The 1161-nt window shown below is 66.1% G+C and carries 2 protein-coding genes; both read right to left on the reverse strand.

Annotation, left to right across the window (positions count from 1 at the left end):
* Positions 1-16: 16 nt before the first annotated feature.
* Positions 17-910: a hypothetical protein gene (locus ABD842_RS13750; protein ID WP_345114929.1), complete on the reverse strand. Its 894-nt coding sequence runs from the start codon at positions 908-910 to the stop codon at positions 17-19.
* A 32-nt stretch (positions 911-942) separates the two neighbouring features.
* Positions 943-1161 (reverse strand): hypothetical protein (locus ABD842_RS13755; protein ID WP_345114932.1); only part of this gene is annotated, 219 nt, incomplete at its 5' end.

The following is a 1161-nucleotide window of genomic DNA, read 5'->3' on the forward strand; positions in this document are numbered from 1 at the left end:
CGGGTGTAATTCAAAACTACGCGGTTGATTTTTTAAACAGGTCGGTAAGCAAGTGCATTTGTGGACTTTTCAGGGCCGAGCGTAAGCGTACGAGGCGGTCGAGCCCGCCATTGGACCAGCGCTGGCCGCTTCGTTTGAGGCGGACCTGTAGCAGGGTGCGGTGGGCGGCCTCGACCGGTCCGCTGCCGCAGAGCAGTCCGCGTTGGCGGAACAGGTCGTAACGCAGGCGGGTGCGATTGGTGCGCAGGTAGTGGCCGAGTTGCGCGGCCAGCGGGGCCGGCAGCCCGGGCAAAGCCGCCACCGCCTGTTCCACGGCCGGGCTTTGTCCGGCCCAGAGCCGGGCATATTGCGCCGGCAGCCAGGTAGGGGGCGCATCGGCGGCCTGGGCGGCGGCGGCGAGCTTTTCGGCCACGTGATAGAAGTCCAAAATGTGCGTGGCGTGAGGATAAGCGTCTTTTAGCCAGTGGTGAATCCACTGCGCCCCGTCGGTGACGAAAACCTGGTCGGCTTGTGCGTCGGGCGGTAGTACGCGCTCAAAGCGTTGGGTAAAGGCGGCGTAGGCACCCCGCTGGGCCACGTACTGGGACGGCCCGGTCTGCTCGGCCGGGGCAGTATGCTGGAAGATGCGGCCGACCTTCACTTCCTGCCAGCCCGTGTCGGTGAAGAGCATCGAGCCATCGACCATGCCGTAGACCGGCCCCGGGCCGGCGCTTACCGGCGGACAGGGCGCATCGAGGGCGGCGGCGGGCAGGGCCTGGGCCGCCGCCTGGGTGCGGCGGTAGACCTGGGTCGTGCTCACGCGGATACCCAGCAGGGATTCGACCAGCGGCGGCACGTGGGCAAAGACGTGGTCGGCCGCCAGCAGGACCAGCTTGGCCTGCAGGTAGGGGCTGGTCCGCGAGCCCAGCACCGGGGCGCTGAACGGATTGGCTTTAGCGATGGCTACGCGCCCGAACCGGGTCTGGACGCTGTTTTTTTTTGCTTGTTGGCGGGCACCGGCCCCAGCGTCTGTTCGAGCACCGAACGCCCCAGCGCCGTCCACAACTGGTCAAACTTCTCCTCCAGTGTGTAAAAATCCGGCTCTTGGCCCAAGGCACGCAACTCCTCATACTGGGCGGCGGCTAGCGCCAGGTAGGCTTCTTTCGTCATGGGGCAAGTAGA

The sequence above is a fragment of the Hymenobacter algoricola genome (genome assembly GCF_039539525.1).
In the GTDB taxonomy this organism is placed as follows: Bacteria; Bacteroidota; Bacteroidia; order Cytophagales; family Hymenobacteraceae; genus Hymenobacter; species Hymenobacter algoricola.